Origin of the sequence: Lysinibacillus sp. fls2-241-R2A-57 (genome assembly GCF_030209535.1) — a bacterium.
In the GTDB taxonomy this organism is placed as follows: domain Bacteria; phylum Bacillota; class Bacilli; order Bacillales_A; family Planococcaceae; genus Lysinibacillus.
Genome location: NZ_JARVRU010000221.1, coordinates 1 through 5,745, shown reverse-complemented (window position 1 = coordinate 5,745; position 5,745 = coordinate 1). Strand labels below are relative to the sequence as shown.

General features: G+C 32.4%; 5 protein-coding genes. All 5 read left to right on the top strand.

Features of this window, described 5'->3' with window-relative positions:
* Window positions 1-697: 697 nt before the first annotated feature.
* The 5 genes from QRN68_RS26105 (at window position 698) to QRN68_RS26085 (ending at window position 5,581) form a co-directional block, all read left to right on the top strand.
* A complete protein-coding gene (locus QRN68_RS26105; RefSeq protein WP_285400322.1) occupies window positions 698-1,918 on the top strand; it encodes a benzoate/H(+) symporter BenE family transporter in 1,221 nt (406 codons plus the stop codon).
* A gap of 34 nt (window positions 1,919-1,952) precedes the next feature.
* On the top strand, window positions 1,953-3,104 hold the full coding sequence (locus tag QRN68_RS26100) for an NAD(P)/FAD-dependent oxidoreductase (protein WP_285400321.1): 1,152 nt from the start codon (window positions 1,953-1,955) through the stop codon (window positions 3,102-3,104).
* Between the two features lie 56 nt (window positions 3,105-3,160).
* Entirely contained in the window at window positions 3,161-3,541 is a 381-nt protein-coding gene (locus QRN68_RS26095) for a Rid family detoxifying hydrolase (protein WP_285400319.1), read from the top strand.
* Between the two features lie 82 nt (window positions 3,542-3,623).
* Window positions 3,624-4,601, top strand: coding sequence for a 2,3-diaminopropionate biosynthesis protein SbnA (sbnA, locus tag QRN68_RS26090; RefSeq protein WP_285400317.1), 978 nt, complete (start codon window positions 3,624-3,626; stop codon window positions 4,599-4,601).
* Between the two features lie 14 nt (window positions 4,602-4,615).
* Complete coding sequence (locus QRN68_RS26085; RefSeq protein ID WP_285400315.1) at window positions 4,616-5,581, top strand: 2,3-diaminopropionate biosynthesis protein SbnB; 966 nt, start codon at window positions 4,616-4,618, stop codon at window positions 5,579-5,581.
* The last annotated feature ends 164 nt before the right edge of the window (window positions 5,582-5,745 follow it).

Sequence of the window (5,745 nt, the reverse complement as noted above, 5' to 3'; positions counted from 1 at the left end):
AATCAACCACATGTTATGATGAAGAGCTTGTAGTGTAGGGCTACTCGACGCTCGCCCGTAGCGAAAATCAGCCTCTTCGAATGTATAAATGGTTAATCAACACACCTGATATCAAAATTAAATAACTGCATTATCACGATTATGTAATCCATAAAAATAAATCTTTAAATTTTATTATATCGAAGTATGATAGTCAATTAATTATAAAAATTTTCTTTTGTAGTAAAAATTAACATTATTCTTTTGTATAGACAAATTTGAAATAGGATAATAATTTAATCCGGCGAAACTTTAGCTAGATAACAATTTAAATAATTAAAGTGTCCATCTCTAAAAATTGAAAATAGTTAAATGGATAAACAACTTTCCAAATGTGTTTATAAAACAAAGTAACCTATCTGAGGTATGCATAAAGTTTTGTTTCTTCTTAGATATGTATAGTATTCAAGTATTCAAATTCAAAAAACTGATTCTTGGGAAAATTCTTGGTATTCAGAACTAATTTTGTTTTTTTCAGATAATATAAATTTATTTTTCAAAAAAACAAGAAAGCTTTATTAAAAATGACAGAAAATCGAACGTGGAAAAAAATGGTTTTCGGCTGAGGGTTGTTGTGATATTGTAAAAAATAGTAAAAGAGGGAGGGGGTAAAGGAATATAAATTTATGAAAACAGATACTGGAGGAAGGGTTGCTTTTTGTTAAAGACAAGACACTCCTTTAATATGGGAATGTTAAAAGAAGATTTATCAATATCATCTGTAGTTGTCGGATTAATTGCCACAATGGTATCTTATGCAGGGCCTCTAGTAATTGTTTTTCAAGCTGCGAAAGTAGCACATTTAAGTGATTCTCATTTGTCTTCGTGGATATGGGCTATATCAATGGGGAGTGGGATAACTTGTATTTTGTTGAGTATTTGGTTTAAAGCTCCAATTATAACAGCGTGGTCTACACCAGGAGTGGTTTTACTTGTTTCAAGCTGGTCAACTTATTCCTATACAGATGCTATTGGAGCGTTCATTTTTTCTGCATTAATTATCACATTCTTAGGGTTTACAGGGATATTTGAGAAAATGATGAATCGAATACCTTATTCAATCACAACTGCTATGCTTGCAGGAATTCTTTTAAACTTCGGAGTTGAAGTTTTTACGTCTTTAAGAAATCTACCTGAATTGGTTTTTCCGATGATACTGTGCTATTTACTTTTTAAAAGGTTTTCACCACGTTATACGGTCGTAATTACATTATTTTTAGGATTATTGATTACTTATTTTACTGGAAATCTAAAGACTGACAGTATTGATATATCTTTAGTGAATCCTATTTTTACAATTCCTACATTTTCGCTTGATGCTTTGATTGGGATTGGCGTTCCATTATGTATTATAACGATGGCATCTCAAAATGCTCCTGGCATAGGGGTACTAAGAGCGGATGGATACAATGTTCCTATAAGTCCATTAGTTACAACAACGGGTATTTTTTCTATTTTACTTGCACCATTTGGTTCTCATGCTATTAATTTAGCGGCAATTACTGCTGCGATTTGTACTGGAAAAGAAGCTCATGAAGATAAAAATAAAAGATATATTGCGGGTATTTCATGTGGATTATTTTATTTAATCTTTGGTTTATTTGGAGCTGCAATTGCATCAATTTTTCAAGCACTTCCCGGTGAGTTTATAGCAACTATTGCTGGTTTAGCTTTATTTGCTTCACTTAGTTCGAGCCTAGCTTCAGCAATGGAAGGTACTCAAAAGGAAAGTGCATTAATTACTTTTCTAGTTACTATATCAGGTATCTCCTTTTTAGGTATTGGAGCTGCTTTTTGGGGATTAATAGCTGGCATTCTAACAAATTCAATTTTTCAAATGAATTTTAATATTTTCTCAAAAAACAAAAGAATTGACTAAAGAAACTAGTAATTCGCAAAAGGGATGATATTTAATGAAGGATCAAAGCGTAGATTATTTAATTATTGGTGCGGGAATTGCAGGTGCATCGGCAGCATATGAATTGGCTAAAGAGGCTAATGTAATCCTTATAGAAAAAGAGACTCAATTAGCCTACCATTCCACAGGACGTTCTGCAGCAATTTACATGCAAGCATATGGTAATAAAACAGTAAGAGGATTAACAAGGAATAGCTATGAGTTTTATACTAATCCCCCAAAAGGATTTAGTGATAAACCTTTATTAAGAGAAAGAGGGGCAATTTTTTTAGCAACAAAAGAACAGAAGATATTAGCAGAACAACATTATAAAGAAATGAAAAATGAAGTAAATAATTTGGAACTGCTAGAAGGTGAAGCGTTACGAAGTCTTGTTCCAGTCATTAATACAGATATATATACATCGGGTATATTTGAAAAAGATGCAATGGATATCGATACACATGCTGTTCATCAAGGATATATCAATGGATTTAAAGGAAATGGTGGGACTCTGATTACCAATTGTAATGTGAATTCAATATCTCGCCATAACAATATTTGGTGTGTAGATACAACCCAAGGTAAGATTGTCGCACCGATGATTATTAACGCAGCAGGTGCTTGGGCTGACCAGATAGCAAGTTTAGCAGGAGTTAGAACTATTAACCTTGAACCAAAGAAGAGAAGCGTCTTTTATCTATCAATTGATGAATATAATACAAATAAATGGCCGTATGTAGGAGATTTAAGTGAATCTTTTTATTTTAAACCAGACTCGGGAAAATTGTTTGTAAGTCCATGTGATGAAATTCCAATAACACCTTGTGATGCAAAACCATCAGATTTAGATATCGCTATAGCTGTAAATAATCTTGAAGCGGTAACTAACATAGAAGTTAAGAAAGTTGGTCATACATTAGCAGGTTTGCGCTCTTTTGTGGCAGATAGGACGCCGGTGGTAGGTGAGGACGCAGATGTACCAGGTTTCTTTTGGTTAGTAGGACAGGGAGGATATGGGTTTCAGACAGCACCTGCTATTGCAAACTGTTGTAGAATGCTTCTAACAAGGAATTGTTTTACTGAATCTTTAAAAAATCTAGGAGTCGTAGAAGAAGCACTTTCACCAAATAGAAATAGTTTAGATCGTAACAGTGTAACGGTATAGCATTTTGAATGACCAAGTAAAACGTATGAACTTAACGAGAGAAGGAGAGTATAAAAATGTCTATTAGAGAAATTTATACAAACAAGGCGCCAGAACCAATAGGTACCTATTCACAAGCAATTCTTTCAAACAATATTGTATTTCTATCAGCTCAAGCGCCCATTGTTCCTGAAACAATGGAAGTAGTAGAAGGCGGAATAAAGGAACAGATTCAATGCTCTTTTAATAATTTGAAGTCAGTTGTGGAAGCTACAGGCGGAAATCTTTCTAATATTGTTAAGCTAACAGTATACCTAACTGATTTAACTCATTTTTCATTAGTTAATGAAGAAATGGCAAAACTTTTTACAGCCCCATACCCAGCAAGAGCGGCAGTTGGTGTTAAGGCATTACCTAAAGGAACAGACTTTGCAGTTGAAGCCATTATGAGTTTATAACTTAACTGATTTTATTACGAACTTCTGAGATACAAGTCGTTTATTTTTAATACTTTTATTTATGAAGGGAGATTATTAAAATTTGCTTAAAAAACTGGATCTTCTTAATCAATATATAGGCAATACACCTTGTGTGAATCTAGGCGTAAATCCTATTAATTTATTTGCAAAATTAGAATCTTATAATTTAATGGGTAGTGTGAAAATGAGACCAGCCTATTATGTTATTAAAGAGGCAATTAAAAATGGAAAGATTGACGAAAATACAACAGTAATTGAATCATCATCTGGAAACTTTGCTATAGCATTAGCTACTATATGCAAATTCTTGGGAATTAAGTTTATTCCTTTTATTGATATGAATATTAGTTCAACCTATGAAAAATTGCTTCATACAATATCACACGATGTAGTAAAAGTTACTGAAAGAGATGAAACAGGCGGATATCTCTTAACAAGACTTAACGAGATTAAACGTTTTCAAACTGATAATGATAATATTTTCTGGACCAATCAATATGGAAATATAGATTGTTTACGAGCGCATTATTACGGATTGGGAACTGAAATATCTGAAAATTTTGATAAAATAGATTATGCATTTATTGGTGTTAGTTCTTGCGGTACGATTGCAGGAGTTTCAAGGAAATTAAAAGAGAAATTTCCTAATATAAAAATTATTGCAGTAGATACAGAAGGTTCAGTTATTTTTGGAAAACCACCAAGTAAACGTTACATTCCCGGTATTGGCTCTAGTATGACACCAGATATTTTAAAAGAAGCATTAATAGATGAAGTAATATATGTCCCTGAAACCAAAGCAGTAGAAGGATGTTATGAGCTTTTTGAGAAATTTGCTATCTTTGCAGGTGGGTCTTCAGGTGCATCATATTATGCAATTAGTGAATATTTTAAAGATAAAAAACTTAACCAAGTTCCAAATGTAGTGTTTTTATGTCCCGATGGTGGTTCACCATATGTTGACACTATTTATAGTAATGAATGGGTAAAATGGATTAACAATCAAAAGGATACAGTGGTGAGTTTGAAATACACATAGGAGTTGAAAATACTATGCTCTATTTAAACAAAACAGATATATCAGCAATTCCGATAGATTGGGATGAAAATATTTCTAATCTTGAATACGCTGTAGAATGTTTATCAAACAATGATTTTTCTCAACCGATTAAACCTTATTTGAAATTTAAAGATCCGAATGATCGTATCATTGCTATGCCTGCATATGTTGGCGGTGATATTTCTGCTACAGGTATAAAATGGATTGCTAGTTTTCCGAAAAATATTAAAAAGACTATTCCAAGAGCTCACTCAATAACTGTATTAAATGATGTTAATACAGGAGAACCAAAATGTATAATAAATACCGCTTTAATAAGCGGGATTCGTACAGCATCTGTTTCGGGATTGATGATACGTAAATTTCAAGCAGCTAGGAACTTAGATAAAATTAATATCGGCATTATTGGATTTGGACCAATTGGACAGTTACATTATCAAATGGTCACGGAGTTATTAAATGAAAAGATAGATAAAATATGTATTTTTGATCTTGCTGGAATTTCTATGGAGAAAATACCTACAAATTGGTTAGAGAAAACAGAAATTTGTAGTTCTTGGGAAGATGTTTATAAAAATAGTGATATCTTTATAACTTGTACAGTTTCAGAGATGAGATATATAAATAAAGAACCTAAAAAGGGTGCACTGCTGCTTAACGTTTCTCTTCGAGATTATGAACCTAGTATTATTGATTTCACTCAATCGATTATTGTAGATGATTGGGACGAGGTTTGTAGAGCAAATACTGATATAGAAGTTATGCATAAAGAACGGAATTTGAATAGAGAGAGTACAAAATCCATTGTTGATGTAGTTTTGCATAATGCAATGAATGAATTTCCTGACAATCAAGCTATAATGTTCCATCCAATGGGAATGGCTATCTTTGATATAACTATAGCTAAATTGTATTTTGAAAAAGCTAAGAAAAATAATATTGGTCTCATCCTAGATTAATGAAAGAATTTTTTTGTTATTACACGCGTGTTGATTAGGAATAAAAAAGGTTTATCATTGAGCGATAAAAGGATTTTTTTTGTTGCTATTTAGTGTCGAGCCCCAAAACAGAATCGCTAAAGCTCCTTTCGTTCGTTTTATAGGAATACTTTGAAGATTTATCG

What these genes read in the sequence shown, in the direction of transcription:
- QRN68_RS26100 (WP_285400321.1), top strand. Translation starts at nt 1,953, where the DNA reads ATGAAGGATCAAAGCGTAGATTATTTAATTATTGGTGCGGGAATTGCA.
- QRN68_RS26085 (WP_285400315.1), top strand. Translation starts at nt 4,616, where the DNA reads ATGCTCTATTTAAACAAAACAGATATATCAGCAATTCCGATAGATTGG.
- QRN68_RS26095 (WP_285400319.1), top strand. Translation starts at nt 3,161, where the DNA reads ATGTCTATTAGAGAAATTTATACAAACAAGGCGCCAGAACCAATAGGT.